The following is a 1,396-nucleotide window of genomic DNA, read 5'->3' on the forward strand; positions in this document are numbered from 1 at the left end:
TCGCCCTGTTCGGCGGCTTGCAGATACCACGCCATGGCCCTTAGAGACAGACCGCGATCCAACAGGCGTGTTGCCTCTCCCAGGTAGTACATCGATTCCACATCGCCTTGCTCAGCGGATAGCTCAAGGTATGGCTGCATCTTGATCCACTGATGTATGCCCCATAAGCGCATGCCTTCTTCCTTGGCGGCCTGAGCCTCATTGTCCAGCGCCCAGGCCGTGGGGACCATAAGAGGGAAGAGTGCCAGGGTGGCCAGCAGCACCATGGTGATCGATCGCACTCGAGATACCATCAGAAACCAAATTTCTCGGGAAAGTAGGAGAGCGGCGGCTCGCGATTCAGCCACTCGCCCATCATCCGCTCACCTTCCTCGCGCTGTTCCGGCGTCACACTATCGCGATAGACTCGTAATGCTCGCTCGGAGGAGGTGCCAGGTATTTCTTCGTGAATTGCAAGGAAAATAGCCCACCCTTTGGCAGGATCTTCCTCTGCGTGGCACAACTCGCTCTCTTGGGGATTGATATAGCATGTTGCCAGCCATTGCCTACCATTGATATTGCCTGCATCGGAAGCCTTAACCATCCATTCCCAGGCTTCTCGGGAGCTTCCCATACTATTTAAAGCCGCTGCCAGGTAGCTCATAGAGGGAGCGTGGCCGGCTTCGGCCGCCCGGCGGAACCAGTCTGCCGCCGCTTCCAGGCGCTCGGTATCTTTCGGGTAGCTCTCCTCATCGTCGCGCGCCAACTGGCCGAGCCAGTTCATGGAGTCGAGGTTTCCCGCCTCGGCGGAACGCAATAGCCAGACCATGGCCTCGTCCGGCCGATCGAGGTAATGATAGATATCGTAGAGGGCCCCCATGGCCTCGGCATCTCCCGCCTCGGCCCTCGGCAGGGTGGCAGCCAGGGCCGCCTGGGGCCAGTTATCGCCATTGTCAGGGCAGACATCCCCCAGCTCGCAGGCACTGCCATCGTAGAGGCGTAACATGGCATGGGGATCGCCCTGCTGCGCGGCCTGGTGGTACCACTCCAGGGCGCTTTGAGAGAGGCCACGACTGAGCAATCGGTTCGCCTCCCCCAGGTAGTACATGGCCTCCACATCGCCTTGCTCAGCGGATAGCTCAAGGTATGGCTGCATCTTGATCCACTGATGTATGCCCCATAAGCGCATGCCTTCTTCCTTGGCGGCCTGGATCTCGGGCTCCAGGGCCAAGGCGCTTATCGGCAGCACCAGCAGGGCGATGAGTAGCAAGCGTGGCATAGGCGCTAACATAATCGATCAGTAACCAAAGCGCGGGGGAAAGTTGGAAAGCGGCGGTTCGCGGCCAATCCATTCAGCCCCGGCTAACTCCTCAGCCTCCCGGCGTTCTGCATCGCTAATAAGCTCGCGACGCAACTG

The 1,396-nt window shown here is 59.6% G+C and carries 1 protein-coding gene and 1 pseudogene; both read right to left on the reverse strand.

Annotation, left to right across the window (positions count from 1 at the left end; translation table 11 throughout):
* A pseudogene (locus IHD13_RS17970) lies at nucleotides 1–266 on the reverse strand (tetratricopeptide repeat protein); the annotation flags it as partial.
* A 26-nt stretch (nucleotides 267–292) separates the two neighbouring features.
* Nucleotides 293–1,258: a tetratricopeptide repeat protein gene (locus IHD13_RS17975; protein ID WP_195862408.1), complete on the reverse strand. Its 966-nt coding sequence runs from the start codon at nucleotides 1,256–1,258 to the stop codon at nucleotides 293–295.
* Between the last annotated feature and the right edge of the window lie 138 nt (nucleotides 1,259–1,396).

This window comes from Halomonas sp. 328 (assembly GCF_015645095.1).
Taxonomy (GTDB): domain Bacteria; phylum Pseudomonadota; class Gammaproteobacteria; order Pseudomonadales; family Halomonadaceae; genus Bisbaumannia.

Coding starts and splice junctions, on each gene's coding strand:
- IHD13_RS17975 (WP_195862408.1), bottom strand. CDS start 1,258: ATGCCACGCTTGCTACTCATCGCCCTGCTGGTGCTGCCGATAAGCGCC.